At 74.2% G+C, this 25,689-nt stretch carries 26 protein-coding genes and 1 riboswitch; of the genes, 11 read left to right on the top strand and 15 right to left on the bottom strand.

Going from position 1 to position 25,689, the window contains the following annotated elements; all coding sequences use genetic code 11:
• Positions 1-48: 48 nt before the first annotated feature.
• A complete protein-coding gene (cobC, locus tag ACFCY7_RS31435; protein WP_376489459.1) occupies positions 49-1,695 on the bottom strand; it encodes an Rv2231c family pyridoxal phosphate-dependent protein CobC in 1,647 nt (548 codons plus the stop codon).
• A gap of 6 nt (positions 1,696-1,701) precedes the next feature.
• On the opposite strand from cobC, the gene ACFCY7_RS31430 reads away from it, so the two are divergent.
• On the top strand, positions 1,702-2,430 hold the full coding sequence (locus ACFCY7_RS31430) for a ZIP family metal transporter (protein ID WP_376489458.1): 729 nt from the start codon (positions 1,702-1,704) through the stop codon (positions 2,428-2,430).
• Positions 2,431-2,432: 2 nt separating this feature from the next.
• On the opposite strand, the gene ACFCY7_RS31425 is transcribed toward ACFCY7_RS31430, so the two are convergent.
• From ACFCY7_RS31425 to ACFCY7_RS31395, 7 genes are all read right to left on the bottom strand, one after another.
• The gene (locus ACFCY7_RS31425) at positions 2,433-3,818 is read right to left on the bottom strand and encodes a cobyrinate a,c-diamide synthase (RefSeq protein ID WP_376489457.1); all 1,386 of its coding nucleotides are present in this window, start codon (positions 3,816-3,818) and stop codon (positions 2,433-2,435) included.
• Positions 3,812-4,420 (bottom strand): cob(I)yrinic acid a,c-diamide adenosyltransferase, encoded by a 609-nt coding sequence (gene cobO, locus ACFCY7_RS31420; RefSeq protein ID WP_376489456.1) that lies wholly within the window; start codon positions 4,418-4,420, stop codon positions 3,812-3,814. The genes ACFCY7_RS31425 and cobO overlap by 7 nt, the downstream gene beginning before the upstream one ends.
• Positions 4,420-6,495, bottom strand: coding sequence for a putative cobaltochelatase (locus ACFCY7_RS31415; RefSeq protein WP_376489455.1), 2,076 nt, complete (start codon positions 6,493-6,495; stop codon positions 4,420-4,422). The genes cobO and ACFCY7_RS31415 overlap by 1 nt, the downstream gene beginning before the upstream one ends.
• A 49-nt stretch (positions 6,496-6,544) precedes the next feature.
• Complete coding sequence (locus tag ACFCY7_RS31410) at positions 6,545-8,053, bottom strand: cobyric acid synthase (RefSeq protein ID WP_376489454.1); 1,509 nt, start codon at positions 8,051-8,053, stop codon at positions 6,545-6,547.
• Positions 8,050-9,024, bottom strand: a complete 975-nt coding sequence (locus ACFCY7_RS31405; RefSeq protein ID WP_376489453.1) for a cobalamin biosynthesis protein — start codon at positions 9,022-9,024, stop codon at positions 8,050-8,052. Before ACFCY7_RS31405 ends, ACFCY7_RS31410 begins: the two co-directional genes overlap by 4 nt.
• A 54-nt stretch (positions 9,025-9,078) precedes the next feature.
• Positions 9,079-9,153: riboswitch (cobalamin riboswitch) on the bottom strand.
• A 158-nt stretch (positions 9,154-9,311) separates the two neighbouring features.
• Positions 9,312-9,533 carry a hypothetical protein gene (locus tag ACFCY7_RS31400; protein ID WP_376489452.1) on the bottom strand — a complete coding sequence of 74 codons (222 nt, stop codon included), beginning with the start codon at positions 9,531-9,533 and terminating at the stop codon, positions 9,312-9,314.
• Positions 9,534-9,545: 12 nt separating this feature from the next.
• Positions 9,546-10,817, bottom strand: coding sequence for an anion permease (locus ACFCY7_RS31395; protein ID WP_376489451.1), 1,272 nt, complete (start codon positions 10,815-10,817; stop codon positions 9,546-9,548).
• Between the two features lie 375 nt (positions 10,818-11,192).
• Between ACFCY7_RS31395 and ACFCY7_RS31390 the strand changes: the two genes are divergently transcribed.
• A complete protein-coding gene (locus ACFCY7_RS31390) occupies positions 11,193-12,320 on the top strand; it encodes an alpha/beta hydrolase (protein ID WP_376489450.1) in 1,128 nt (375 codons plus the stop codon).
• A gap of 115 nt (positions 12,321-12,435) precedes the next feature.
• Positions 12,436-13,848: a hypothetical protein gene (locus ACFCY7_RS31385; protein WP_376489449.1), complete on the top strand. Its 1,413-nt coding sequence runs from the start codon at positions 12,436-12,438 to the stop codon at positions 13,846-13,848.
• A 22-nt stretch (positions 13,849-13,870) separates the two neighbouring features.
• Here the strand turns inward: ACFCY7_RS31385 and ACFCY7_RS31380 are convergent, their stop codons facing one another.
• Both ACFCY7_RS31380 and ACFCY7_RS31375 read right to left on the bottom strand, forming a co-directional pair.
• Complete coding sequence (locus tag ACFCY7_RS31380) at positions 13,871-14,275, bottom strand: VOC family protein (protein WP_376489448.1); 405 nt, start codon at positions 14,273-14,275, stop codon at positions 13,871-13,873.
• A 67-nt stretch (positions 14,276-14,342) separates the two neighbouring features.
• Positions 14,343-15,233 (bottom strand): neutral zinc metallopeptidase, encoded by an 891-nt coding sequence (locus ACFCY7_RS31375; RefSeq protein WP_376489447.1) that lies wholly within the window; start codon positions 15,231-15,233, stop codon positions 14,343-14,345.
• Positions 15,234-15,501: 268 nt separating this feature from the next.
• Between ACFCY7_RS31375 and ACFCY7_RS31370 the strand changes: the two genes are divergently transcribed.
• The 3 genes from ACFCY7_RS31370 to ACFCY7_RS31360 all read left to right on the top strand — a co-directional run bounded on the left by ACFCY7_RS31370 (position 15,502) and on the right by ACFCY7_RS31360 (position 18,630).
• Entirely contained in the window at positions 15,502-17,100 is a 1,599-nt protein-coding gene (locus ACFCY7_RS31370; RefSeq protein ID WP_376489446.1) for an ABC-F family ATP-binding cassette domain-containing protein, read from the top strand.
• A gap of 377 nt (positions 17,101-17,477) precedes the next feature.
• The gene (locus tag ACFCY7_RS31365; RefSeq protein WP_024756249.1) at positions 17,478-17,699 is read left to right on the top strand and encodes a helix-turn-helix domain-containing protein; all 222 of its coding nucleotides are present in this window, start codon (positions 17,478-17,480) and stop codon (positions 17,697-17,699) included.
• A gap of 130 nt (positions 17,700-17,829) precedes the next feature.
• A complete protein-coding gene (locus ACFCY7_RS31360) occupies positions 17,830-18,630 on the top strand; it encodes an enoyl-CoA hydratase/isomerase family protein (RefSeq protein ID WP_376489445.1) in 801 nt (266 codons plus the stop codon).
• 15 nt (positions 18,631-18,645) lie between these two features.
• Here the strand turns inward: ACFCY7_RS31360 and ACFCY7_RS31355 are convergent, their stop codons facing one another.
• A complete protein-coding gene (locus tag ACFCY7_RS31355; RefSeq protein ID WP_376489444.1) occupies positions 18,646-19,341 on the bottom strand; it encodes a hypothetical protein in 696 nt (231 codons plus the stop codon).
• 92 nt (positions 19,342-19,433) lie between these two features.
• Between ACFCY7_RS31355 and ACFCY7_RS31350 the strand changes: the two genes are divergently transcribed.
• The 5 genes from ACFCY7_RS31350 to amaP are packed head-to-tail and all read left to right on the top strand — an operon-like array spanning position 19,434 to position 21,756.
• Positions 19,434-19,910, top strand: a complete 477-nt coding sequence (locus tag ACFCY7_RS31350) for an Asp23/Gls24 family envelope stress response protein (RefSeq protein ID WP_376489443.1) — start codon at positions 19,434-19,436, stop codon at positions 19,908-19,910.
• A gap of 41 nt (positions 19,911-19,951) precedes the next feature.
• A complete protein-coding gene (locus tag ACFCY7_RS31345; protein WP_376489442.1) occupies positions 19,952-20,143 on the top strand; it encodes a hypothetical protein in 192 nt (63 codons plus the stop codon).
• Positions 20,144-20,149: 6 nt separating this feature from the next.
• On the top strand, positions 20,150-20,494 hold the full coding sequence (locus tag ACFCY7_RS31340) for an Asp23/Gls24 family envelope stress response protein (protein WP_376489441.1): 345 nt from the start codon (positions 20,150-20,152) through the stop codon (positions 20,492-20,494).
• Positions 20,491-21,132 carry a DUF6286 domain-containing protein gene (locus ACFCY7_RS31335; protein WP_376489440.1) on the top strand — a complete coding sequence of 214 codons (642 nt, stop codon included), beginning with the start codon at positions 20,491-20,493 and terminating at the stop codon, positions 21,130-21,132. The genes ACFCY7_RS31340 and ACFCY7_RS31335 overlap by 4 nt, the downstream gene beginning before the upstream one ends.
• 36 nt (positions 21,133-21,168) lie before the next feature.
• On the top strand, positions 21,169-21,756 hold the full coding sequence (gene amaP / locus ACFCY7_RS31330) for an alkaline shock response membrane anchor protein AmaP (RefSeq protein ID WP_376489439.1): 588 nt from the start codon (positions 21,169-21,171) through the stop codon (positions 21,754-21,756).
• Positions 21,757-21,861: 105 nt separating this feature from the next.
• On the opposite strand, the gene ACFCY7_RS31325 is transcribed toward amaP, so the two are convergent.
• The 4 genes from ACFCY7_RS31325 to ACFCY7_RS31310 form a co-directional block, all read right to left on the bottom strand.
• A complete protein-coding gene (locus tag ACFCY7_RS31325; RefSeq protein ID WP_376489438.1) occupies positions 21,862-22,617 on the bottom strand; it encodes an SDR family oxidoreductase in 756 nt (251 codons plus the stop codon).
• A 4-nt stretch (positions 22,618-22,621) separates the two neighbouring features.
• Positions 22,622-24,409, bottom strand: a complete 1,788-nt coding sequence (locus tag ACFCY7_RS31320; protein WP_376489437.1) for a glycoside hydrolase family 15 protein — start codon at positions 24,407-24,409, stop codon at positions 22,622-22,624.
• A 34-nt stretch (positions 24,410-24,443) separates the two neighbouring features.
• Positions 24,444-25,259 carry an SURF1 family protein gene (locus tag ACFCY7_RS31315; RefSeq protein WP_376489436.1) on the bottom strand — a complete coding sequence of 272 codons (816 nt, stop codon included), beginning with the start codon at positions 25,257-25,259 and terminating at the stop codon, positions 24,444-24,446.
• Between the two features lie 95 nt (positions 25,260-25,354).
• A complete protein-coding gene (locus ACFCY7_RS31310; RefSeq protein ID WP_376489435.1) occupies positions 25,355-25,588 on the bottom strand; it encodes a hypothetical protein in 234 nt (77 codons plus the stop codon).
• Positions 25,589-25,689 lie beyond the last annotated feature (101 nt).

Genomic DNA, 25,689 nt, shown 5'->3' with positions numbered 1-25,689 from the left:
GGGGAGGGCGACGCCGTCGCCCTCCCCGAACCCCTTCGTCCGCGCCCCTCAGCCGCCGATCAGGAGCGCCTGGTCCAGGGCCTGGAGGAAACGGTTCGTCGTCGCCCGGTCCCGCACCGCGAGCCGCAGCCAGTTCCGGTCGAGCCCCGGGAACGTGTCGCCCCGGCGGGCCGCGAACCCCAGCGACCGCAGCGTCTCCCGCACCGCGTCCGCCCCGTCGATCCGGATCAGCACGAAGGGGCCCTCGGACCCCGCCACCGTCCGCACCTCGTCGAACTCCGCCAGGCCGGCGAGCAGATGGGCCCGCTCCACCCCGATCCGGTGCGCCGCGTGCTCGGCCTCCGCGAGCGCCGCCCGCGACATGCACGCCTCCGCCGCCACCAGGGCCGGCGTCGACACCGGCCACAGCGGCTGCACCCGCTCCAGGGCCTCGACCGTCTCCGGCTCCGCGAGCACATAGCCGATCCGCAGCCCGGCGAGCCCCCAGGTCTTGGTGAGGCTCCGCAGCACCACGAGCCCCGGCACGTCGGTCCGACCGGCCAGCGACTCCCGCTCGCCCGGCACCGCGTCGATGAACGCCTCGTCCACCACCAGCGTCCGCCCCGGCCGGGCGAGCGCCGCGATCGACGCGGCCGGATGCAGCACCGAGGTCGGGTTCGTGGGGTTCCCGATCACCACCAGGTCAGCGTCCTCGGGCACCGCCGCAGGATCCAGCCGGAAACCGTCCTCCTCGCGCAGCACCACCCGGCGCACCTCGTGCCCGGCGTCCCGCAGCGCCGCCTCCGGCTCGGTGAACTGCGGGTGCACCACCACCGGCCGCCGCACCTCCAGCGCCCGCGCCAGCAGCACGAACGCCTCCGCGGCGCCGGCCGTGAGCAGCACCCGGTTCGACGGCAGGTCGTGCCGCTCGGCGACCGCCGCCCGCGCCGCACGGCCGTCGGGGTAGGCCGCCAGACCGGTCAGCGAATCGGCGATGCGCTCCCGCAGCCAGTCCGGCGGGGTGTTCGTCCGGACGTTGACCGCCAGATCGATGAGTTTCTCGTCCCTGACCTCGGCGTCACCGTGGTGGCGCAGGTCGTGGGCGTCGGTATCCGTGTGCGTGTCCATGGCCGCCGTCGTGTGGGGGGTGGGGATGGTGGGGGGTGAGCCGGGCTCGCCAGCGATGTACCCGTGAGCCGAGGGCAACAACCGTACGCCCGGGGCGTCTTCGTTCGGACGAAACGGGGCGGAAGCGGCTAATGCGCACGTCACGCGACGCGACTTCCGCTTCGGCACGAGCAGCACGGCCCCGCCACCGCTGCCGACCGGTAAGGTCCCCGGCCCCATCCCCGTACCCCCACCCGTCCCCGTACCCCCACCCGCGCCCGGGTCCGCGCCGGCCGCCAGGAGCGCGGCCGCCTCCGCCACCGACGCCGTGCCCGTCGCGGCCAGCGGCAGCGCCGACGGATGCGGTACGGACACGGCGGCCAGCGCCTCCGCGGGGAAGCCGCGCACCGGCACGCCGAGCGCCGCCGCGGCCGCCACGATCCCCGGCTCCGCCGCCCGCGCGTCCAGCGTCCCGAGCGACCGGACCCGGGCCCGCGTCAGCCGCGCCTCCCGCAGGACGGCGTCCACCAGTGCGAGGACCTCGTCCACCGGGACGCCCGGCCGGGCCCCGACGCCGAGGTGCGCGGACGGCGCCGCATCGGATAGCAAAGGCCCATGGCTGTAGTCGTCGCGCTCGGCGCGTTCCTCATGACGCTCTTCGGCGGCTGGGTCGCGCAGCGCGTCACCGACCGCCGCCACCTGGTCCTCGGCCTGGCCGGCGGACTCATGCTCGGCGTCGTCGGACTCGACCTGCTGCCGGAGGCCCTGGAGGCCGCGGGCCGCGAGGTCTTCGGAGTGCCGGAGGCCCTGCTGCTGTTCGTGGGCGGCTTCCTCCTCGCCCATGTGATGGAGCGTCTCCTCGCCGTCCGCAGCGCGGCGCACGGCGTCGGCCCGCACGACAGGGTCCCGCAGGTCGGCCTCACCGCCGCCGCCGCGATGGTCGGCCACAGCCTCATGGACGGCATCGCCCTCGGCGCCGCCTTCCAGATCGGCGGCGGCATGGGCGCCACCGTCGCCCTCGCCGTCATCACCCACGACTTCGCCGACGGCTTCAACACGTACACGATCACGAGCCTCTACGGGAACGACCGCCGCAAGGCCGTCGCCATGCTCGTCGCGGACGCCGTCGCCCCGCTCCTCGGCGCCGCCTCCACCCTGCTGTTCACCCTTCCGGAGGAACTCCTCGGCAGCTATCTCGGGTTCTTCGGCGGCGCCCTGCTCTACCTCGCCGCGGCCGAGATCCTGCCCGAGGCCCACCACGAACACCCCGCCCGCTCCACCCTGCTGTGCACGGTGGGGGGCGTGGCCTTCATCTGGCTCGTGGTGGGCCTCTCCGGCGGCTGATCTCACCCGCAGTGCTCCACGAACCGCGCGGCGACCTCCGGGGACCCCGCCCAGTGCGTGTGCACGTAACTCGCGTGCACCCCGCCCTGCACGAACCCCTCCACGCGCCGCTCCGGCTGCCGCAGCCCCCACGCGGCCAGCGCCCCGGCCCCCGGCTCGATCACGGTGCGGTGGAACTCGTGCCCCCGCATCCGCGCCCCGGCCGGGGCGACCACGCTGTCGTTCACCGCGACGGCGTCCCGGTACCCGAGCGTGAGCCGCTCCGACATCCGCGCGTCGGCGTCCAGCACCCCGCACATGGGGTTGCCGTCGAGGGACCGCGCCAGGTACAGCAGCCCCGCGCACTCCGCCGCGACCGGCGCCCCCGACGCGGCGAGCTCGGCCACGGCCTTCCTGAGCGGCTCGTTGGCGGACAGCTGCTCCCCGTACATCTCGGGAAAGCCGCCGCCTATGACGAGCCCGCTCGTCCCCTCGGGCAGCGCCTCGTCCCGCAGCGGGTCGAAGGTCACGACCTCGGCCCCGGCGGCGGTCAGCAGCTCCGTGTGCTCCGCGTACGAGAACGTGAACGCCGCGCCACCGGCGACGGCCACCCGCGGTGTGGGCAATCGTTCCGCAAGGGCGGAACGGGTGGGCACACCGGAACCACCGGCGTGCAGCCGCTCCCCGACCTCCGGCACCCACGGCTCCGCGTGCAGCTCGGGCGCACTGCGAGCCAACGCCAGCAGCGCTTCCAGATCGCACCCCGCCCGCACCTGCTCCGCCTGCGCCGCCACCGCCTCCACGGCCTGCGCCTGCCGCTCGGCCACCGGCACGAGCCCGAGGTGCCGCGACGGCGTGGCGACCGCCGGAGCACGCCGCAGCACACCGAGCACCGGCACCCCCGACTCCCCGAGCGCCTCCCGCAGCAGATGCTCGTGCCGGTCCGTGGCGACCTTGTTGAGGATCACCCCGCCGATCCGCACCTCCGGATCCCACGACGCGAACCCGTGCACGAGCGCCGCCACCGACCGCGACTGCGACGACGCGTCGACGACGAGCACCACCGGCGCCTTGAGGAGCTTCGCCACCTGCGCGGTGGACGCCAGCTCGCCCTGGTCGGCGGCCCCGTCGTACAGGCCCATCACCCCCTCGACCACGGCCAGGTCGCAGCCGCGCGCCCCGTGCAGGAAGAGCGGCGCGATCCGCCCCGTACCGCACATGTACGCGTCGAGGTTGCGGCCCGGCCGGCCGGTGGCCAGGGCGTGGTAGCCGGGGTCGATGTAGTCGGGGCCGACCTTGTGCGGGGAGACGGCCAGGCCACGGCCGGCGAACGCGGCCATGAGGCCGGTCGCGACCGTGGTCTTGCCCGCGCCCGAGGAGGGCGCGGCGATGACGAGACGTGCTACCACTCGATGCCCCGCTGGCCCTTCTGACCGGCGTCCATCGGGTGCTTGACCTTGGACATGTCGGTGACGAGGTCGGCGAAGTCGAGCAGCTCCTGCGGCGCGTTGCGGCCGGTGATGACGACGTGCTGGTGGCCCGGACGGTCGCGGAGCACCTCGACGACCTCCTTGACGTCGATCCACCCCCAGTGCAGGAGGTAGGCGAACTCGTCGAGGACGTAGAACTTGTACTTCTCCTCGGCGAGGTCCCGCTTGACCTGCTCCCAGCCCTCGCGGGCCTTGTCCTCGTGGGACTGCTCGCCGTCGGCGACCTCGCGCTGGATCCAGGACCAGCCCTCGCCCATCTTGTTCCAGGTGACCGTGCCGCCCTCGCCGGTCGCGCCGAGCGCCTTGAGGGCGTTCTCCTCGCCGACCTTCCACTTGGCGGACTTGACGAACTGGAACACCCCGATCGGCCAGCCCTGGTTCCAGGCGCGCAGCGCCATGCCGAAGGCGGCGGTCGACTTCCCCTTGCCGACGCCCGTGTGCACCATCACCAGTGCGCGGTTGCGGCGCTGACGGGTGGTGAGACCGTCGTCGGGCACGACGGTCGGCTGTCCCTGCGGCATTAAGCGGCCCTCCATGCTGTCTGCGTTGTCTGTCCTGCTGCCTGTACGTCTCTGACGAGGCCGGCGATCGATTCGGCGCGCAGCTCGTCCAAGGTCACGGCGGTGCCGCCGAGTTCGCGGGCGAGCTGCCCGGCGAGCCCGAGGCGCACCGGTCCGGTCTCGCAGTCCACGACCACGCTCGCCGTGCCGTCGGCGGCGTGCAGCCGCGCGGCCCGGGCGGCGAGCGCCACCGGGTCGCCGGCCGCCCTTCCGCCGGTGGCCCGGCCGTCGGTCACGACGACGAGCAGCGGCCGGCGCGACGGGTCCCGCAGCCGTTCGATCCGCAGCACGTCGTGGGCCTTGAGCAGCCCGGCCGCGAGCGGCGTGCGGCCACCCGTCGGCAGCTGTTCGAGGCGGGCGGCCGCCGCGTCCACGGACGAGGTCGGCGGCAGCGCGACCTCGGCGTCCCGGCCCCGGAAGGTGACCAGGCCGACCTTGTCGCGCCGCTGGTAGGCGTCGAGCAGCAGCGAGAGGACCGCGCCCTTGACCGCGCTCATCCGCTGCCGCGCCGCCATCGAACCGGAGGCGTCCACGGCGAAGAGCACCAGGTTCCCCTCCCGCCCCTCCCGCGTCGCCTGCCGCAGATCGTCCCTGCGGACCACCAGACCGGGTCCGGACCGCCCGCGCGCCCGCTGGTGCGGCGCCGCGGCCTGCACGGTCGCCGCCAGGTGCAGCTTGGTCAGGGCGCCCCGCGGCCGGGTCGAGCCCGTCGTGCGGCCGTGCTCGGTGCGGGCGCGGGAACGGCGCCCGGCCGCGCCCTCGCCGAGGCCGGGCACGCTCAGCATCCGCGTACGGAACGGCTCCGCGGCCTTCACCGCGGCCCGCTCGCCGGCCCCCGACCCCTGCGGCGCGGGCGCCGGCGCGTCCGCGGGCGCCGGCAGGTCCTCCGGCGCCGGCGCGTCCTCGGGCGCGGGCCCCTCGCCCTGCGGCGGGATGCCGCCGCCCTCGGGGCCGCCACCGGGACCCCCGTCGCCGGGCCCCCCGTCACCGGGACCGTCCGGCTCCGGGTCCTCGTCGGGCTCCTCGCCCTTGAACTGCTCCAGGGTCTCGTCGAGCTTGTCCTCGTCGAGGCCCGGGGCGTCGAACGGATTGCGCCGCCGCCGGTGGGGGAGCGCGAGGAGCGCGGCCTGCCGCACGTCCTCCGAGGTGACCTCGGTCCGCCCCGCCCAGGCGGCGAGCGCGGTCGCCGTCCGGGCCATCACGATGTCGGCCCGCATGCCGTCCACGTCGAACGCGGCGCAGGTCGCGGCGATCTGCAGCAGCACCGCGTCCCCGAGCGCCACCTGCGGCAGCAACTCCCGCGCGGCGACGATCCGTTCGCGCAGCGCGCTCTCCTCGCCCGCCCACCGCGCGGCGAAGCCGGCCGGGTCGTCCTCGAACGCCAGCCGGCGCCGTACGACCTCCACCCGCTCCTCGGGCACCCGGGAGGCCGCGACCTCCACGGTCAGCCCGAACCGGTCGAGCAGCTGCGGCCGCAGCTCGCCCTCCTCGGGGTTCATCGTCCCGACGAGCAGGAACCGCGCGGCGTGCCGCACGGAGACGCCCTCGCGCTCGACGTGGGAGGCGCCCATGGCGGCGGCGTCGAGCAGGTGGTCGATCAGGTGGTCGGAGAGGAGGTTGACCTCGTCGACGTACAGGATTCCCCGGTGCGCGGCGGCGAGCAGCCCCGGCTCGAAGGCCTTCACGCCCTCGGCGAGCGCCTTCTCGATGTCGAGCGCGCCGACGAGCCGGTCCTCGGAGGCCCCGACGGGCAGCTCGACCATCCGCGCGGGCCGGGCGGTCCCGGGCGCGTCGTCGTGCGGCCCGTCCGGGCAGCCGGCGTCGGGCGAGGCCGGGTCGCAGCTGAACCGGCAGCCCGCCACGACCGGCACGGACGGCAGCAGTTCGGCGAGCGCGCGGACGGCCGTGGACTTCGCGGTGCCCTTCTCGCCCCGGACGAGCACGCCGCCCACCGCCGGGGAGACCGCGTTCAGCAGCAGCGCGAGCCGCAGGTCGTCCATGCCGACGACGGCCGTGAACGGGTAGCGGGTGCTCATCGGGCGGTCACTCCTTCGAGAGGTACGGAAGTCGGGGCGGGGCGCGCGCTCACGGCGCGCCCGGTGGCACGAACGGCAGCCCCGCCGGGGCTCCCTCCTCGATGAGCCGGAGGAGCGCGTCGGTGTCGGCGTGCTCCTCGATCAGGTCGCCGAGGCGGTCGAGCTGCTCCTCGCGGAGGGCGCCGAAGGAGGTGTCGGGGGCGGGGACGAACCGGCGTCCCGCCGCCGCCGCGACCTCGCGCAGGAACGCCCGGCGGAAGCCGTCGCTCTCCAGCGAGCCGTGCCAGTGGGTGCCCCAGACGGAGCCGACGCGGCAGCCGTCGAGGAACGGCTCGCCGCCCCGCACGTCCGCGACGCCGTGGTGGATCTCGTACCCCTCGACGCGCTCGCCGAGCGCCTCGCCGACCGGCCGGGCGAGGGTCTTCTCGACGCCGAACCGCACCCGTACGGGGAGCAGCCCGAGTCCGTCGACCACGCCGGCCTTCGACTCGACGTCGTCCTCGATGCGCTCGCCGAGCGCCTGGAAGCCGCCGCAGATGCCGAGCACCGGCCGGCCCTCGGCCGCGCGCCGGGCCAGCTCGCCGGCGAGCCCCCGCTCCCGCAGCCACGCCAGCGCCTTGACCGTCCCCCGGGTGCCGGGCACGACGACCAGGTCGGCGTCGACGAGCTCCTCCGGCCGGTCCACGAACCGGACGACGACACCGGGCTCGGCGGCCAGCGCGTCGACGTCGGTGAAGTTGGACATCAGCGGTACGGCGCAGACGGCGACCCGCAGCACGTCGGCACCGACCGGCGGCGCGACGACGGACTCGCGTACGGTGCCGCGCAGCGAGACCCGGAGGCCGTCCTCCTCGTCGATGCCGAGCCCGTGGGCGTACGGCAGGACGCCGAAGGTCCGGCGCCCGGTGAGGTCGTGCAGCATGTCGAGGCCGGGTTCGAGCAGGGTCACGTCGCCCCGGAACTTGTTCACCAGGTAGCCGGCGACGAGGGACTGGTCCTCGGGGCTCAGCAGCGCCGTCGTGCCGAAGAACTGGGCGAAGACGCCACCCCGGTCGATGTCGCCGACGACGACCACGGGCAGCTTCGCGGCCCGCGCGATGCCCATGTTCACGATGTCCGTGCGCCGCAGGTTGATCTCGGCCGGACTGCCCGCCCCTTCGCAGATCACGGCGTCGTACATGCCCCGGAGTTCCTCCAGGCACGCGAGGACGGGCTCGAAGAGTTCCTTCTGCCGGCCGCCGTGGTAGCCGCGGGCGCTCAGTTCGCCGACCGGCTTGCCCATGAGGACGACCTGGCTGGAGCGGTCGCTGCCGGGCTTGAGCAGCACCGGGTTCATCAGGGCGGTCGGCTCCACCCGGGCCGCCTGCGCCTGCATGGCCTGGGCCCGGCCTATCTCGGCGCCCTCCCTCGTGACGAAGGAGTTGAGGGACATGTTCTGTCCCTTGAACGGCGCGACCTTGACGCCCTGCCGGACCAGCCAGCGGCAGATGCCGGCCGTCACGACGCTCTTGCCGGCGTCCGACGTGGTCCCGGCGACGAGCAGTCCGCCACCCCTCATGCGTTCCTCCGCTTCAGCGCGCTCACGATCAGCCGGCCGCCCACGCAGGCGGCCAGGGTCAGTCCGGTGACCCGGCGGGACAGCCTGACCGCCCGCTCGATGTCGGCGACCTCGACGGCCCGCCCCTCCCCGTTCAGCACGGGTCGGTGCTCGACCCGCCCGCCGTACGCGAGGGTGCCGCCGAGCCGCACGCCGAGGGCGCCCGCGAAGGAGGCCTCGACCGGGCCCGCGTTGGGGCTGGGGTGCTTCGCCGCGTCCGCCCGCCAGGCCCGCACGGCTCCGCGCGGATCGTCGCCGGCGGCGGTCGCGAGGGCGGCGGTCAGCCGGGCCCCGGGCCAGCCGGCCACGTCGTCGAGCCGGGCCGAGGCCCAGCCGAAGCGGCGGTGGCGGGGGGACTTGTGCCCGACCATCGCGTCGAGGGTGTTGACGGCCCGGAAGCCGACGAGTCCCGGCACGCCCGCGACGGCGCCCCAGAACAGGGCGCCGACCACGGCGTCGGAGGTGTTCTCGGCGACGGACTCGACGACCGCGCGGGCCATCGCGGGACCGTCGAGGGAGTGCGGGTCGCGGCCGCAGAGGTGGGGCAGCCGCTCGCGGGCCGCCTCCAGGTCCCCGGCGGCGAGCGCGCCGCCGATGGCGCGGGCCTCGCGCCCCAGCGTCGTACCGCCGACGACGGCCCAGACGGCCGCGGCGGTCAGGGCGACGGAGGCGGCGCGGTTGCCGCGCACCGTGCGGGCGGCGAGGGCGCCGGCCGCCGCGGTGGTGCCGGCGCAGACGGCGGTGTGCAGGGCGCCCCAGCCGCGGTGGTCGCGCCACAGGGCCCGTTCGACGCCGGCCGCGGCCCGGCCGAACACGGCGACGGGGTGTCCGCGTCGGGGATCGCCGACGAGCCGGTCGACGGCGAGGCCGAGGGCCGCTCCGTACGCGAAGACACCGGTGGCTCGGGAAACGCTGCGGCTGCAGCCGGGCATGGCGCTATGTCCTCACTCAGGGTCCGCGCCCTGGATCGACGTGACGGGCGGCGCGAGTTCCTGGCTCCCGGACCCTTCGGATCCGGTCACAGTGGCGGGACCGCGCCGGATTCGCACCGGGCTTCCTCTGCTGCCGCCGTAATGGCCTCGGCAGTCCACCACGGCCCGAGAACACCCGTCAACTCACCCTTGACCTGCGCCGCGTCACTGTGCGAAGCACCACAAACACGACGACCGGGCGGCCCGCACCCGAGGTGCGGACCGCCCGGCCGAGGTACCGGGGACCGTCAGACGACGATCAGGTAGATGCCGTACGCCACGGCCGCCAGGCACAGGGCGAAGCAGGCGTAGGCGCCGGTGCGGGCCAGGGTGGCGGAGCCGCCCTGGGCGGCGGCCTGCTCCTGCTTGGAGAGGCCGATGACGCCGAGGGTGAAGAGGCTCACCAGGGCGACGGTCGCCACGAGGCTGACTCCGAAGACGGAGCCGAGAGCTGCCCAGTCGATCTTCATGTCGTTGGTTCCTTACACCGCTGCGGCGGGGGCCGGGGGAGCGGCCGGGTCGATGGGAGCCGGCGCGGGGATGGTGGTCTTGAGGTCCTCGTCCGCGACGGCGGCGACGGAGCCGGCCGGCGGCGGGGTGACGGCCGCGATGGCGGTGGTCACCACACCCGCGGGCTCGGCGTCGGCGTCCAGGTCGTCGGCGGTGACGTTGTGCTGGTCGACCGGCTTGCGGCGGGACAGCGCCCAGATGACGGCCGAGCCGGCGACCAGCAGGACCGCGACGGCGGCGATGCCCCAGGTGCCCTGCTTGGTGAGGAACTCGGCGCCGGCGCCGACCAGGCCCGCGGCGGGCAGGGTCAGGCCCCAGGCGACGAACATGCGGGTCGCGGTCGACCAGCGGACGACACCGCCCTTGCGGCCGAGGCCGGCACCCATCACGGCACCCGAGCAGGACTGGGTGGTGGAGAGGGAGAAGCCGAGGTGCGAGGAGGCCAGGATGACCGTGGCGGCGCTGGTCTGGGCGGCGAAGCCCTGCTGCGGCTTGAGGTCGGTGAGGCCCTTGCCCATGGTGCGGATGATGCGCCAGCCGCCGAGGTAGGTGCCGAGCGCGATGGCGACACCGGCGGAGACGACGACCCACAGCGGGGGGTTCGAGCCGGGGCTGACGACGCCCTGCGTGACCAGGGCGAGGGTGATGATGCCCATCGTCTTCTGGGCGTCGTTGGTGCCGTGGGCGAGGGAGACGAGACCGGCGGAGGCGATCTGGCCGACGCGGTAGCCCTTGGCGGTGTGCTTCTCGTCGGTCTTGGCGCCGATCTTGAACGTCAGCCGGGTGGCGAGCATCGCGGCGAGGCCGGCGACGATCGGCGCGGCGACGGCCGGGATGAGGACCTTGGTGACGATGGTCGGGGCGTTCACGGCCGACCAGCCGGCCGACATGACCGCGGCGCCGATGAGGCCGCCGAAGAGGGCGTGGGAGGAGCTGGACGGCAGGCCCAGGAGCCAGGTCAGCAGGTTCCAGAGGATGGCGCCCACGAGCGCCGCGAAGATCACTTCTGTGCGAATGCCCTCTTCGTTGATGATCCCGCCGGAGATCGTCTTGGCGACCTCCACGGACAGGAACGCCCCGACGAGGTTCAGCACGGCGGACATGGCCACCGCCGTCTTGGGCTTGAGTGCACCGGTCGAGATGGTCGTGGCCATCGCGTTGGCGGTGTCGTGGAAACCGTTCGTGAAATCGAACACGAGAGCTGTCACGACCACAATGGCGAGCAGCAGCGTGATGTGTTCCATTTACCCAGGCAATCGTTTGACGTCAGTGGCTCGTTGAACGTAGGCAACCTGGGTGAACGGAAGATGAACTGGGGCGGGCGGCGTGGTGTCCCTATCCGGTGTCAAGACATTCCGCTTAGCTCTCGGGCCGGGGTCCTGTCCACGATGCGGTCACCCCGCAACCCCGGGTAATCCAGGCGGTTCCCGGGCGCATGCGACCTGCCCCGGTTCCTCCCCCACCGCCCGGTTCCGCTCCCTGGACCGGACCATCCGACCGGGGGACCCCGCCGACGAGACCCATGTCACTCCCAGGGGGAGCGCGGACGGACCCGGTCGGGAACCCCCGACCGGGTCCGTCCGGTGGCACCCCGCCGCCGCCCTGCCGACACTGGGATCGTGCGCCCGGCTACAGCGACGGCAGCGGCCGTCACCACCCTGATCGGTGTCGGCGCGGCCGCGATAGCGGCCGGCCGGTACGCCAGCGACGTCGCCCTCAAGGTGCCGTCCGGACGGCCCCTGCCCGGGGACCCCCGGCTGACCGTGCACGCCACGGGCCCGGAACGGATCACCCTCACCCGCAGCCTCGCCTCGCTGCGCCCCGGCACGTACGGACTGGAGGCCCCCGGCCTGCACGCCGTCGTCGGCCCCGTCCTCGACCGGGTCCCGCACGCCGCCGACACCGTCGTCCGGCGCCTCGAACGGGTCGAGCTCGGCACCCCGGGACCCGGCGCCCGCGTCCGCCTCACCCCCCAGCTGCACCGCGGCACCCCGGCCACCGCCCTCGGCCTCCCGTACGAGGACGTCGAGATCCCGGGCGAACTCGGCCCCCTGCCCGCCTGGCTCGTCCCCGGCCCGCGCACCACCTGGGTGATCGCCCTGCACGGCCTCGGCACCACCCGCGAGCACCCGCTGAACGTCGTCCCCTTCTTCAACCGGCGCAAGATCCCCGTCCTCGTCCCCGCCTACCGCGGCGACGAGGGCGCGCCCCCGTCCCCGGACGGCCTCGCCCACCTCGGCGACTCCGAGTGGCGGGACGTCGACGCCGCCATCCGCTACGCCGTCCGCCGCGGCGCCTCCCAGGTCGTCCTGCACGGCTGGGGGACCGGCGCCTCGATGGCCCTGCGGGCCGCCGCCGAATCAGGGGTGCGCGACCGGCTCGCCGGCCTCGTCCTCGACTCCCCGGTCCTCGACTGGGAGGCCACCCTCCGCAACCTCGCCGCGGCCCGGCACGTCCCCGGCCCGCTGCTCCCGCTCGCCGTCCGCGCCGCCCAGGGCAGGACGGGCCCGCACGGCGACCGCCTCCGGGCCGCCTCCGCGCCGGACGCCCTGCGGGTCCCGGTCCTCCTGCTGCACGGCCCCGACGACACCATCGCCCCCTGGGAGCCGTCGGTCGAACTCGCCGCCCGCCGCCCCGACCTGGTCAGTCTGCGGACGGTCCGGCAGGCCCCGCACGCGGCCATGTGGAACGCCGACCCGGTCCACTACGAGGAGGCCCTGCGCCGCTTCCTCACCCCGCTGCTCTGACGGCGGCCCGCGCGACGCCCCCGAGGGGCCGCCCCGGGCGGCGGTTCGGGGGCCGTTCTGACGGGGCTGCGGATTCCGATTGGGCTTTCGGGCCGTCAGCGGGAAGACTGCCCCCGTGACGTCTCGAAAGCCCGATGAACCATTGGCGCGCAACTCCAGACTCCGACTCGTCCGCCCGCGGGCGCTGGCCACCGCCCGACGGGCCGTGACGACCCGGCGCACCCGGCCGGCGCCGCGGCCGCCCGAGGGCACTCCGCCCCGCGCGGAACTCGCCCGCCAGGCCCGGCAGGTCCTCGCCGACGCCGTACGGCTCGCCCGCTGGGCCGCCGTCGAGCACGGGGCCGACATCGCCGCCCGCACCGGCTCCGGACCCGTGCCCGCACCGGAACGGGCCGCGGCCGCACTGGACCTGACGGCCGACCGGATCCGGGCCGGCTGGGACCGCGCCCGGCTCGCCGGCCTCGTCGAGCTGCACGGCGACACCGTCCGCCCCGGCTGGCGGCTGCACGCCTGGGACCGCGACGACTCCGCCGTGCTGCGCGGCTGGGTCGCCCTCTTCGACGCCTGGTCCCTGGTCCACCCGGCCCCCGAAGGGGTCGCGCCGAGCGCCGTCGCCGAGGTCGTCGAGGCCGTCCCGCAGGTGCTCTCGCTGCTCCAGCTCTCCCAGGGCCCGGTCCTCGTCCCGGTCCTCCTCGACCTCCTCGGCCAGCGGGTCGAGGAGCTCCGCGAGGAGCGCTGCGAGGTTCCCGCGGCCGAACCGGCCCCCGAGGCGGCGACGGCCGCCCCCGGCACCGACGGACTCCCCACCCTGCTCGACTGGGCGTTGGAGGGCCTGGCCGCCGTCGGCGCGCTCACCCTCGACCCCGGCGCGGAGGGGCGTCACGCCACCCTGACCCCGCTCGGCAACTGGGCGGTCTGGGTCAAGCTGGAGCAGATCTGCGTCGCCGCGCAGAGCCCCGCGGGCAACATCGAGCAGTCCGCCGAGGACATGCTCCGCGGCTGCGCCCGGCTCACCCCGGGCCCGGCCCGCGACGAGTACCGCGCCTGGCTCGCGGCCCGGACCCTGTCCAGCGCGGTGACCGAGCTCCTCGCCGTCGCCCGCGGCGAGGACGCCCTGCTGCGGGGGCTCGCGTTCGAGGCGCTCCGGGTCGTCGGAGCCCCCGCCGAGGCCGAGGTCCGGGCCACCGTCGCCGAGCCCTCGCTGCGCCCGTACGCGCTGCTGTGGCTCGCGGAGTACGACGGCGCGGACCCGGACGACGCCCAGGAGGTGCTGACCCGCGAGGAGGCGACCTGGCTCTGGGTGGACACCGCGGCGGCCGTCGCCGACCACGGCGAGAGCACGCTGCTCGTCCGACACCTCGAATCCGCGGTGCAGGGCACGGTCCCGGCCCTGCTCGACGAGGTCAGGGCCGTCGGCCACCCCCGTACCGTGCAGGTGCTGGTCGCCCTCGCCGCCGCCCACCCGGACCCGGCGCTGGCCAAGGCCGTCCGCCGGGCCGCCTTCCAGGTGCACACCGGGGGAGCCTGAGCCGGGGCCCGTCCCGGGGCGGTCAGCCCGTCGTCGCGCCGGGGGCGTACGTACCGAAGCTCCATACGTTGCCCTCGGCGTCCCGGGCCGTGTAGTCCCGGGAGCCGTACTCCTGGTCCGCCGGCGGCATGACGATCTCGATGCCCTGGGCCACCGCCCGGGCGTGGTGCTCGTCCACGTCGGCCACGCGCACGTACACCGCGACGGGACCGGAGCCGGCCATGAGCTTGTCGAACTCGGTGCCGCTGCCCTTGCTGCCGAGCATCAGCATGCCGTTCCCGTACCCGAGCTCGGCGTGCACCACACGGCCGTCCTCGCCCTCGTAGACGGCGTGCTCGGTGAATCCGAAGCCCTCCGTGAGCTGCTTGATCGCCGCCTTCGCGTCCTCGTACCGCAGGGCCGGACAGATGTCGGGTGTGCCGGTCATCCCGATCGCTTCCTCTCGTGCAGCCGAATGTGATCTGGATCTCAGTCTGGCAGTCGCCACTGACAAGTCAGCGGAAGGTGTTGCACTGGGCCATGTCGCCGGTCCTGTAGCCCTGGTGGAACCACTGCTGCCGCTGGGCCGCCGAGCCGTGCGTCCAGTTCTCCGGCGTCACCCGGCCCTGGAACCGCTCCTGGATCCGGTCGTCGCCCACCGCGGCCGCCGCGTCCAGGCCGTCCCGGATGTCGTCGTCGGTCAGCCGGGTCAGCAGCGGCCGGCCCGTCCGGTCGTCGGGGGTGGTCGTCGCGTGGCGCGCCCAGACGCCGGCGTAGCAGTCGGCCTGGAGCTCGACCCGGACGGCGTTGGAGTTCGCGCCGGTCCGCCCGTCCTGGGCGCGGCTGAGGGTCCCCATCAGGTTCTGGACGTGGTGGCCGTACTCGTGGGCGACCACGTACGCCTGGGCGAAGGGTCCGCCGCTCGACCCGAACTTGGTGCGCAGCTCGTCGAAGAAGCCGAGGTCCAGATAGACCTGCCGGTCGCCGGGGCAGTAGAAGGGCCCCACCGCGGAGGTCGCCGAGCCGCACGCGGTCCCGACCCGCTGGGCGAACATCACGGTGGCGGCGCTGCCGTAGGTGCCGCCGCGGCGCGCGTACTCGGTCCGCCAGTAGTCCTGGAGGCTGTTGACCACGGCGACGACCCGGCAGTCCTCGCGGGTGTTGGCGTCCGAGCCCTTCCGGCAGGTCCGGCTCACCTGGGTCGCGGACGAGGAGCTCGCGACCGGCTCGTCGCCGCCGCCGGAGAGCCCCAGCTGGTCGGGGCCCACACCGAAGAGGACGCCCAGGATCAGCGCGATGAGGCCGATGACGCCGCCGCCGACGGTCGCCTTGCCGCCGGGGATGCGGCTGCCGCGGACGTCCCGCACCTCCGAGGTGTCCAGGTCGGCGTCGTCGTCGAACTGCACGGTCCACCACCCTCCGCGTCACTGCCGCGGCAGTGGCCGCCGCCCTTCGCCGAGTATCAGATGATCTCCACCGCATCGCCCCTTTTGGGAGGCATCGGCGGTAATGGGAGGAAGGTCGGAGGGTGCTCCCGTGCCCCACATGGCCGAAAACCAGTTGCAGAAGCCCGTTAGACTGGCTGTATGGCCATTCTCCCCTGGGTGCATTAGCGGCGTCGAAGCCCGCCACCAATCGTCCTTCCGCCGTTTCCCACCGCCCTGGAGTCTGTCCGTGATCACCGCTTCCGGCATCGAGCTGCGCGCCGGCGCCCGCGTCCTCATCGAATCCGCTTCCTTCCGCATCGCCAAGGGCGACCGCATCGGCCTCGTCGGCCGCAACGGAGCGGGCAAGACCACCCTCACCAAGTGCCTCGCGGGCGAGGGCCAGCCGGCCGCCGGCAGCATCGCCCGCTCCGGCGAGGTCGGCTACCTCCCGCAGGACCCGCGCACCGGCGACCTCGACGTCCTGGCCCGCGACCGCATCCTCTCCGCCCGCGGCCTCGACACCCTCCTCAAGAAGATGCGGGCGAACGAGGAGCGCATCGCGACCGGCTCCGGCGCCACCCGCGACAAGGCCATGCGGCAGTACGAGCGCCAGGAGACCGAGTTCCTCACCAAGGGCGGCTACGCGGCCGAGGCCGAGGCCTCCACCATCGCCGCCGCCCTCGGCCTGCCCGACCGGGTCATGGGCCAGCCGCTGCACACCCTCTCCGGCGGTCAGCGCCGCCGCGTCGAGCTCGCCCGGATCCTCTTCTCGGACGCCGACACCCTGCTCCTCGACGAGCCGACCAACCACCTCGACGCCGACTCCATCATCTGGCTGCGCGACTACCTGAAGACCTACCGCGGCGGCTTCATCGTCATCTCCCACGACGTCGACCTCGTCGAGACCGTGGTCAACAAGGTCTTCTACCTGGACGCCAACCGCTCCACGATCGACGTCTACAACATGGGCTGGAAGCTCTACCAGCAGCAGCGCGAGGCCGACGAGAAGCGCCGCAAGCGCGAGCGCCAGAACGCCGAGAAGAAGGCCGCCGCCCTCAACTCGCAGGCCGACAAGATGCGCGCCAAGGCCACCAAGACCGTCGCCGCGCAGAACATGGCCAAGCGCGCCGAGCGGCTGCTCTCCGGCCTGGAGGCCGTCCGCGCCTCCGACAAGGTCGCCAAGCTCCGCTTCCCGGACCCCGCGCCCTGCGGCAAGACCCCGCTGACCGCCGAGGGGCTCTCCAAGTCCTACGGCTCGCTGGAGATCTTCACCGACGTGGACCTGGCCATCGACAAGGGCTCCCGCGTCGTCATCCTCGGCCTCAACGGCGCGGGCAAGACGACCCTGCTGCGCCTCCTCGGCGGCGTCGAGCAGCCCGACACGGGCGAGGTCACCCCCGGCCACGGCCTGAAGCTCGGCTACTACGCCCAGGAGCACGAGACGCTCGACCCTGAGCGGACCGTCCTGGAGAACATGCGCTCGGCCGCGCCCGACCTCGACCTCGTCGACGTGCGCAAGACGCTCGGCTCGTTCCTCTTCTCCGGCGACGACGTCGACAAGCCGGCCGGGGTGCTCTCCGGCGGTGAGAAGACCCGTCTCGCGCTCGCGACCCTGGTCGTCTCCTCGGCGAACGTGCTGCTCCTCGACGAGCCGACCAACAACCTGGACCCGGCCAGCCGCGAGGAGATCCTCGGCGCCCTGCGGACGTACAAGGGCGCCGTCGTCCTCGTCACCCACGACGAGGGTGCCGTCGAGGCGCTCGACCCGGAGCGGATCATCCTGCTCCCGGACGGCGTCGAGGACCTCTGGGGTGCGGACTACGCGGACCTGGTGTCCCTGGCCTGACCCCGCGCACGGCTCCGGATGCGCCCGAAGGGGTGCTTCCGGAGCCCGGAGTGATCATGCGGGGCTGGATCATTCGGCTCATCGGTGATCCTTCATCTGAGTGAGGGTCTCTGGTACATCCCGGCGCGGTGCTCTGCCGAATCCTTCCGGCAGACCCGCGCCGTACGTGTGTTCCCCTTTCGTCGCTGACCTGGCACTTCCCATGCCGACCGGTACGGATGCGGCGTTTCGTTCCTGCGGAATGCCGGCTTCCGTCTGTGATGACGCCGTACTCCTCCGCAAACCCGGCGGCACGGACCTTGTCGAATGGGTGGCCAGGAGGGCGGGGAGGGGTGATCATGAGAAGTCCAGAGCGCACTTCCCATGAGGAGGCACGGGTGGCCGAGACTCTGAAGAAGGGCAGCCGGGTGACCGGCGCCGCGCGCGACAAGCTCGCGGCAGACCTGAAGAAGAAGTACGACTCCGGTGCGAGCATCCGGGCGCTGGCCGAGGAAACGGGCCGCTCCTACGGATTCGTCCACCGGATGCTCAGCGAGTCCGGAGTCACGCTGCGTGGACGCGGCGGAGCGACACGGGGCAAGAAGGCGGCCTCGGTCTGACGTCGGGGCGGCTCGATCGGGCCACCGGGTCTCTCGGTGGCCACCCGGTCGGTCCTGCGGTCGTCCGGGTGGTTACTGTGCAGTCACTTAGCATCCCCATGCAGTGCTGCACAGGAACCGGAGGCGCCCCATGTCCACGCTCGAAGACTCCGAGCCCGTATTCGACAAGGACGGTGTACGGCTCACCGTCGAAGACGCCGTTGCCACGGTGACCCTGACCAACCCGGCGAAGCGCAACGCTCAGTCTCCCGCTCTGTGGCGGGCGTTGACGGAAGCCGGCCGGTCTCTGCCGGGCAGCGTGCGGGTCGTCGTCCTGCGCGGTGAGGGCAAGTCCTTCTCCGCCGGGCTCGACCGGCAGGCGTTCACGCCCGAGGGCTTCGACGGAGAGCCGTCCTTCCTCGATCTCGCGCGCGGTTCCGACGCGGACCTCGACGCGGTCATCGCCGAGTACCAGGAGGCGTTCACCTGGTGGCGCCGCAGCGACCTCGTGTCGATCGCGGCCGTCCAGGGCCACGCCATCGGCGCGGGCTTCCAGCTCGCCCTCGCCTGCGACCTGCGGGTCGTCGCCGAGGACGTGCAGTTCGCCATGCGCGAGACCAGCCTGGGCCTCGTCCCGGACCTGACCGGGACGCACCCGCTCGTCTCGCTCGTCGGCTACGCCCGCGCGCTCGAGATCTGCGCCACCGGCCGCTCCGTCCACGCGGAGGAGGCCGAGCGCATCGGTCTCGCCAACCTGTCCGTGCCCGCCGACGAACTCGACGCGGCCGTACGGGACCTCAGCGCCGCCCTGCTCGCGGCGCCCCGCGACGCGGTCACCGAGACCAAGGCGCTGCTCCAGGGCGTCTCCGGCCGCTCCTACGAGGAGCAGCGCACCGCCGAGCGCGCCGCCCAGGCCCGCCGCCTGCGCGACCTGGCGGGGATCGGCGACTGACGCACCCGCGCGCGTTCAGCGCAGCTCCGACACCAGCACCGTGACCGCGGTCGCCCCACCGGCGGCCGCGGTCACGGCGTTCCGGACGGCGCGGGCGACGTCCAGCGGGTGCCGGCCCGCCGTGACGGCCAGCTCGACCCGCACCCCGCCGTCCGGACCCCGGCGCACCGGCGGCCCCAGGGCGTCCGTCACCCCCGCGACGCCCTCGACGCGCAGGACCGCGAGGGCCACCGGGTCGTCCGTCGCCGGCGAGGGCCGCCCCGGCGGGGGAGCGGCGGGACCGGCCGCGGCCGGCGCGGTGTCGAGCAGGTCCGTCACCCGCAGGTCCACCCCCGCCACCGGCAGCCCGAGCCCGTCCGCCGCCGCCCCCAGCAGGGCCGACCGCAGCTCCTCGGCCAGCTCCGGCAGCGGGCGGCCCGCCACCGCCGCGAAATCCGCGGTGATCCGCAGCGGCCCCGGCGGCAGCCCGCCCGGCGGCGCCGGAGGCGCGTCCGGGGCCGCCGCCTCGGCGCCCGGATCGGCATCCGGGTCGGGTCCGACCCGGAGCGTGCCGGGCACCACCCCCCGTACGGCCGACACGGCCCGGTCGAGCACCGTCCGCGCGGCCCGCTCCGTGATCCACACGCCGTCCGCCGCCGCCCCCAGGGGCAGCAGCCTGCCCGGCGCGAGCCGATCCCGTACCGCCGCAGTCCAACCCTCAGCCGTCGTCATTCCCCCAGCCTGCCGCATTCCCGGGGCGGATCGGGGCAAGCGACCTTAGTGTGGGCGAGGAACCCCGAACTATCACAGAAGGGGCTAAAACCATGGCTGATGCCACCACCCCCACGAACCCCGCCCCCGACGAACCGCGGCGCGCCAACGTGACCAAACGCGGCGGCGGCGCCCCGGCCTCCCGGGGCCGGACGACGATCGCCGACGGCGTCGTCGAGAAGATCGCCGGCCTCGCCGCACGCGACGTCGTCGGCGTCCACGCCATGGGCAGCGGACTCTCCCGCACCTTCGGCGCCGTACGCGACCGGGTCCCCGGCGGAGGCGGCGGCAAGGCGAGCGTCACCCGGGGCGTGAAGGCCGAGGTCGGCGAGGTCCAGACCGCACTCGACCTGGAGATCGTCATCGACTACGGCGTCTCCATCGCCGACGTCGCCGGCGAGGTCAGGGAGAACGTCATCGCCGCGGTGGAGCGGATGACCGGCCTGGAAGTCGTCGAGGTCAACATCGCGGTCAGCGACGTGAAGCTGCCCGACGAAGAGGAAGAAGAGCCGGAGTCCCGGCTCCAGTAGCCGCGGCCGCTCCGGCGGCACGGGCACGGAAGGGGCACAGGATGAGCATGGCGGTGGTCGGCCTGGTGGCCGGCATGGCCCTCGGCTTTGCCGGATACTTCGGCGGCTTCGGGGCGTTTCTCCTGGTCGCGGCCTTGGGGGCGATCGGCTTCGTGGCCGGTCGGTTCCTCGACGGCGACCTCGAACCGGGCGACCTGTTCCGGGGTCGCGAGCGCGGCGAACGGCGGCGGTGACACGGGGTGGTGACGGACCTGGCGCGGGACCGGGGGGCGACGAAGATCGCCGACCGGGTCGTCGCGAAGATCGCCGCCCAGGCGGCCAAGGAAGCCCTGGACGCCGTGCCCGCGGGCGGCTCGCGGCCGCACGCCTCGGTCGTCGTCCACCGGGACGTCGCCCGGGTCTCGATCAGTCTCGACCTCGACTACCCCACGGACATCGGCCGCCAGTGCGGGGCCGTCCGGGGCCGGGTCCGCACCCGCGTGGAGGAGCTCGCCGGCATGGAGGTCCACGAGGTCGACGTCCAGGTCGAGCGCCTCCACTCCCCCCTCACCCGCCAGGCCGCTCACCGGGACCGTCTCTCATGACGGCGCCCACGGAGCCGCCCCAGGCCGGTGGACCCGGGACCGCGAGCCCGGACGCCCCCGGTCCCGTACCCGTGCTCGCGGACGCTCCCGCCGGACCGGTCCGCCGCTTCTGGGCGGTGCGCCGCATCCCCGCCGCGCTGCTGGCGGCGGTCGTCCTCGGCGGCGCGGGGCTGCTCCTGTACGACGTGGCCGCCGTGCGGGCCGACCATCCCGCGATGGCCTGGCGGCGGGAGCTCGCCGACGCCCTCGCGACCCGGCCGCTGGACAGCACGGGGGTCGTCGTCGGCGCCGCCGTCGCCGTCGTGCTCGGCGTCTGGCTGCTCGTCCTGGCCGCCACCCCCGGGCTCCGCGCCGTCCTCCCCATGCGCCGCGAGCACGCCGACGTACGGGCGGGTCTCGACCGCGAGGCCGCGGCCCTGACCCTGCGCGACCGGGCGATGGAGGTCTCCGGGGTGCAGTCGGTCCAGGTGCGCGTCGGCCGGACCAAGGCCGTCGTCCGGGCGGTCTCGCACTTCCGGGCACTCGACGAGGTCCGCGCCGACGTCGAGGCGGTCCTCGCCACCGGCATCGACGAACTCGGCCTCGCCCACCCGCCGGCGCTGACGGTACGCGTGGCCCGCCCGCGCAAGAAGGGATGAGCCGATGAGGTCCGAGCACCACGAGAGGAGCCACCGGTGAGGGTCGTCCTCCGGCGCGTCAACCGCGTCCTGCTCGGGCTCGCCGGGCTGCTCCTCGTCCTCGGCGGCGCGGGAGTCCTCGCCGCCGCCCTCGACCTGTCCGTGCCGTCCTGGTGGCCCTGGTCCGGCCCCTCCGACGTGCTGCTCACGGCATCCCAACGGCAGCACTGGCGCGACGAGAGCTGGTGGTGGCCGGTGGTCATCGCCGTCCTCGGACTCGTCGTGCTGCTCGCCCTGTGGTGGCTGCTCGTCCAGTTCCGGCGGGCCCGGCTCGCCGAGGTCCTCGTCGACACCGGCGACGGGGAGGAGGCGATCCTGCGCGGCCGGGCCCTGGAGAGCGTCCTGGAGGCGGACGCCACCGCCCAGGAGGGCGTGGCCAAGGCCCGGATCTCCCTCACCGGCCGCCGCACCGCCCCCTGCACCCGGGTCGCCCTCCTCCTGGAGCCGTACGCCTCCCCGGGCGCCGCCCTGACCACCCTCAGCGCCCAGGCCCTCGCCCACGCCCGTACGTCGACGGGCCTGCCCGCACTGCCCACCGAGGCGCGCCTGCGGGCGGTCAAGCACCGGGCCCGCCGCGTCACCTGACGGACAGACGGACAGACGGACAGACGGACAGACGGACAGACGGACAGACGGACAGACGGACGGGCGGGCGGTACGGGCCCGGTTCCCGTGCGACGGCGCGGCGGCTCAGAAGCCGCTGCGCGCCCCGCCGTCCACCGGGAGCATCAGCCCGGTCAGGTACGAGGCGGCCGGCGACAGCAGGAAGGCGGCCGTCCGTCCGAACTCCTCCGGGGTGCCGTAGCGGCGCAGCGGGATCCTGGCCTCGTTCGCCGCGCGGGACGCGTCCGCGTCACCGGAGAGCGCGTCGAGCGAGCGGACCCGGTCCGTGTCGATCCGGCTCGGCAGCAGCCCGATCACCCGGATCCCGCGCGGTCCCAGGTCGTTGGAGAGCGACTTGGCGAAGCCGGCGAGGCCGGGGCGCAGGCCGTTGGAGATGGTCAGGCCGGGGATCGGCTGGTGGACCGAACCGGACAGCACGAAGCCGATCACCCCGCCCTCGGTGAGCGTCTCGGCCGCCGCGCGCGCCAGCCGCACCGCGCCGAGGAAGACCGTGTCGAAGGCGGCCGTCCACTGCTCGTCGGTGTTGTCCGCCGCGAAGCCGGGCGCCGGGCCGCCGACGCTGATCAGGATGCCGTCGAAGCCGCCGAACCGGGCCCGCGCCTCGGCGATCAGCCGGGCCGGGGTCTCCGGGTCGGCGTTGTCGGCGGCGATCCCGGCGGCGCCCTCGCCCAGCTCGGCGACCGCGTCGGCGACCGCCTTCTCCTCGCGCCCGGTGATCAGCACCCGGGCGCCCTCCGCGAGCAGCGCCTCCGCCGAGGCCCTGCCGAGCCCCCGCGTCGCGCCCGTCACCACGTACACACGGTCCTTCAGTCCAAGATCCATGGCCCTATCCTGCCGCCTCCTCGGCGGCGAGCGCGAGGGCGGTCCCCACCAGGCCGATGTGGCTGAACGCCTGGGGGAAGTTCCCCAGCTGGCGGCCCGTCGCCGGGTCGTACTCCTCGGCGAGGAGCCCCACGTCGCTGCGGAGCGCGATCAGCCGCTCGAAGAGCTCGCGGGCCTCGTCGGGCCGCCCGGTCAGCCGCAGGGCGTCCGCGAGCCAGAACGAGCAGACGAGGAACGTCCCCTCCTGCCCCGGCAGTCCGTCCACGGCGCCCGCCGCGTCGACGCTGTAGCGCCGTACGAACCCGTCGTGCGTCAGCTCCGCCCGTACCGCGTCCACCGTGCCCACCACCCGGGGGTCGTCCGGCGGCAGGAAGCCGACCTGCGGGATGAGCAGGGTGGCGGCGTCCAGCTCCTTCGAGCCGTACGACTGGGTGAAGGTGTTCCGCACCGGGTCGTACGCCCGGGCGCACACCTGGGCGTGGATCTCGTCCCGCATGGCCCGCCACCGCGTGGCGTCGCCCGGCAGCGACGGGTCGGACTCCAGGGTGCGGACGGCGCGGTCGGCGGCCACCCAGGCCATCACCTTCGAGTGGGTGAAGTGGCGGCGCGGCCCGCGTACCTCCCAGAGGCCCTCGTCGGGCTCCCGCCAGGTCGACTCCAGGAAGCCGAGCAGGCTCAGCTGGAGGTTCCAGGCGTGCCGCTCCGCCGGGATGCCGGCCTCGTGGGCGCGGTGGAGCGAGTCCATGACCTCGCCGTACACGTCGAGCTGGAACTGGTCCACGGCCGCGTTCCCGGTCCGCACCGGCGCCGAGTCGGCGTAGCCGCGCAGCCACGGCAGGGTCGTCTCGGGGAGTCGGCGCTCCCCGGCGGGGCCGTACATGATCTGGAGGTCGGCGGGGTCGCCGGCGACGGAGCGGAGCAGCCAGTCCCGCCAGGCGGCGGCCTCCTCGACGTACCCGGCGGCCAGGAGCACGCCGAGGGTGAGGGAGGAGTCGCGCAGCCAGCAGGCGCGGTAGTCCCAGTTGCGCACGCCGCCGAGCTCCTCCGGCAGCGAGGTGGTGGGGGCGGCCATGATCCCGCCGGTGGGGGCGTACGTGAGGGCCTTGAGGGTGATCAGGGAGCGCAGCACGGTCTCCCGGTGGGGGCCCCGGTAGGTGCAGCGGGCCGACCACTCCCGCCAGTCGGCGAGGGTCAGCTGCAGGGCCTCGTGGGGGTCGACGAGCTCGGGGCGCGGCTCGTGCGAGGGGTGCCAGGTCAGGACGAAGGCGATCCGTTCGCCGGCGCCGACGGTGAAGGCGGAGCAGGTGGAGAACTGCTGGCCCCAGGTCTTCACACGGGGTTCGCTGCGCAGCCAGACCGAGTCCGGCCCGGCGATCGCGACCCGGTGGCCGTCGGAGCGGCGCACCCAGGGCACGATCGAGCCGTAGTCGAAGCGCAGCCGCAGGACGGCGCTCATCTCGACGCTGCCGCTGATTCCCTCGACGATCCGCATCAGGTCCGGGGACCTGTCCCGCTGGGGCATGAAGTCGACGACCTTGACGGTGCCCGTACGGGTCTCCCAGTACGTCTCCAGGACGAGGGAGTCCTCGGCGTAGCGGCGGCTCGTGCAGGTCGTGGCGCCCTTGGGCGCGATCTGCCAGTGGCCGTTGTTCTCGTCGCCGAGGATCGCGGCGAAGCAGGCGGCCGAGTCGAAGCGGGGCAGACACAGCCAGTCGACCGACCCGTCGCGGCCGACGAGCGCGGCGGTCTGGAGATCGCCGATGAGGGCGTAGTCGTCGATACGTTGCGTCACGCTTTGGGCTGTTCCCGGAAGCGGCGCCGGTCAATCAGCGGGACGGGACGGCCTCGACCGCGGCCGTGTCGCCTTCCGGGGATCCGGGGACGTCGGAGGCCTGTCCGGCCTGCCGGTCGTGCTTCTCCCGGCGTACGAGGATCACCCAACCGACGGGTACCCCGGCCGCGAACAGCCACCACTGGACGGCGTACGCCATGTGGGCGCCGATCGAGTCGTGGTCGGGTTCGCCGATCTGCTCGGGGGTGTCGTTCGCGGAGGCGGGCGCGATCTGCTCGACGTAGCCGCCGAGCACCTCGCGGCCGATCAGCTCGGCCTGCTGCCGGCTGCTGATCAGCATCACCTGGCGGTCCGGCAGGCCCTTCAGGTCCTTGATCCCGCTGGCTCCGGTGGTCTCGTCCGCCTTGAGCCGCCCGGTGACCGTGACCTCGCCCCCGGGGGCGGGCGGCACCGTGGGGAAGGCGTGCTGGTCGGAGGCGGCCGGTACCCAGCCCCGGTTGACGAGGACGACCTTGCCGTCCTTCAGGACCAGCGGGGTGAGGACGTGCACGCCCACCCGGTCGTCGGCGTTGGTGCGGCGGCGGACGACCACCTCGTGCGCCGTGTCGAAGGTGCCGGTGGCGGTGACCCGGCGCCAGTAGTCGGTGCGCGGGACGGTGTGACCGGGGGAGGTGAGCTCCTCGACCGGTACCGGTTCGGCGGCGACGTTGTCCGCGATCAGGGCGTTCTGGGCGACCCGGCGCTCGTGCCGGTGGAACTGCCAGAAGCCCAGCTCGATCATCGTGGGGACGAGGACGAGGGCGATGAGGGTGAGGATCACCCACTGCCGGGACAACAGGAAGCGGTACACCCCATGACCGTACATCCGGGTCCCCGGGGCGCACGCAGGGGGGTTCGGCTCGCCCGGAGGCGAGCCCAGGATCGTTTCCTCAGGTCCTGTCCCGCTCACACCTTGTCGACGATGCCCACCCTTCCCTCCGCGCGGGCGCAGTGGCCGCCGCAGTACCAGCTGCCGTCGACCTCGACGCCCTGTCCGATGATCTGGACCCGGCAGTGCTCGCAGATGGGCGCCATGCGGTGGATGGCGCAGGCGAAGCAGTCGAAGACGTGCACGGCGCCCTGCGCGTGCACCTCGAAGGACATGCCGTAATCGTTTCCGCAGACCTCACAACGTGCCATGCGCCACAGGGTGGGGCGCGGGAGCTGCGGCGGGCGAGCGGCGGGCGGGCGAGTCGCCCCGGTTCACTCCGATGACGGCGCGGCCGACTGTGTCCGGGCCG

The sequence above is a fragment of the Streptomyces sp. NPDC056361 genome (assembly GCF_042262805.1).
GTDB lineage: Bacteria > Actinomycetota > Actinomycetes > Streptomycetales > Streptomycetaceae > Streptomyces.
This window is presented reverse-complemented; position numbering and strand designations above follow the sequence as displayed.

Excerpts from the sequence above, each read along its gene's own strand:
- ACFCY7_RS31430 (WP_376489458.1), top strand. The coding sequence starts at position 1,702 with ATGGCTGTAGTCGTCGCGCTCGGCGCGTTCCTCATGACGCTCTTCGGC.
- cobO (WP_376489456.1), bottom strand. The coding sequence starts at position 4,420 with ATGCCGCAGGGACAGCCGACCGTCGTGCCCGACGACGGTCTCACCACC.
- ACFCY7_RS31415 (WP_376489455.1), bottom strand. The coding sequence starts at position 6,495 with ATGAGCACCCGCTACCCGTTCACGGCCGTCGTCGGCATGGACGACCTG.
- ACFCY7_RS31410 (WP_376489454.1), bottom strand. The coding sequence starts at position 8,053 with ATGAGGGGTGGCGGACTGCTCGTCGCCGGGACCACGTCGGACGCCGGC.
- ACFCY7_RS31405 (WP_376489453.1), bottom strand. The coding sequence starts at position 9,024 with ATGCCCGGCTGCAGCCGCAGCGTTTCCCGAGCCACCGGTGTCTTCGCG.
- ACFCY7_RS31400 (WP_376489452.1), bottom strand. The coding sequence starts at position 9,533 with ATGAAGATCGACTGGGCAGCTCTCGGCTCCGTCTTCGGAGTCAGCCTC.
- ACFCY7_RS31395 (WP_376489451.1), bottom strand. The coding sequence starts at position 10,817 with ATGGAACACATCACGCTGCTGCTCGCCATTGTGGTCGTGACAGCTCTC.
- ACFCY7_RS31380 (WP_376489448.1), bottom strand. The coding sequence starts at position 14,275 with ATGACCGGCACACCCGACATCTGTCCGGCCCTGCGGTACGAGGACGCG.
- ACFCY7_RS31360 (WP_376489445.1), top strand. The coding sequence starts at position 17,830 with ATGTCCACGCTCGAAGACTCCGAGCCCGTATTCGACAAGGACGGTGTA.
- ACFCY7_RS31355 (WP_376489444.1), bottom strand. The coding sequence starts at position 19,341 with ATGACGACGGCTGAGGGTTGGACTGCGGCGGTACGGGATCGGCTCGCG.
- ACFCY7_RS31350 (WP_376489443.1), top strand. The coding sequence starts at position 19,434 with ATGGCTGATGCCACCACCCCCACGAACCCCGCCCCCGACGAACCGCGG.
- ACFCY7_RS31345 (WP_376489442.1), top strand. The coding sequence starts at position 19,952 with ATGAGCATGGCGGTGGTCGGCCTGGTGGCCGGCATGGCCCTCGGCTTT.
- ACFCY7_RS31335 (WP_376489440.1), top strand. The coding sequence starts at position 20,491 with ATGACGGCGCCCACGGAGCCGCCCCAGGCCGGTGGACCCGGGACCGCG.
- ACFCY7_RS31325 (WP_376489438.1), bottom strand. The coding sequence starts at position 22,617 with ATGGATCTTGGACTGAAGGACCGTGTGTACGTGGTGACGGGCGCGACG.
- ACFCY7_RS31310 (WP_376489435.1), bottom strand. The coding sequence starts at position 25,588 with ATGGCACGTTGTGAGGTCTGCGGAAACGATTACGGCATGTCCTTCGAG.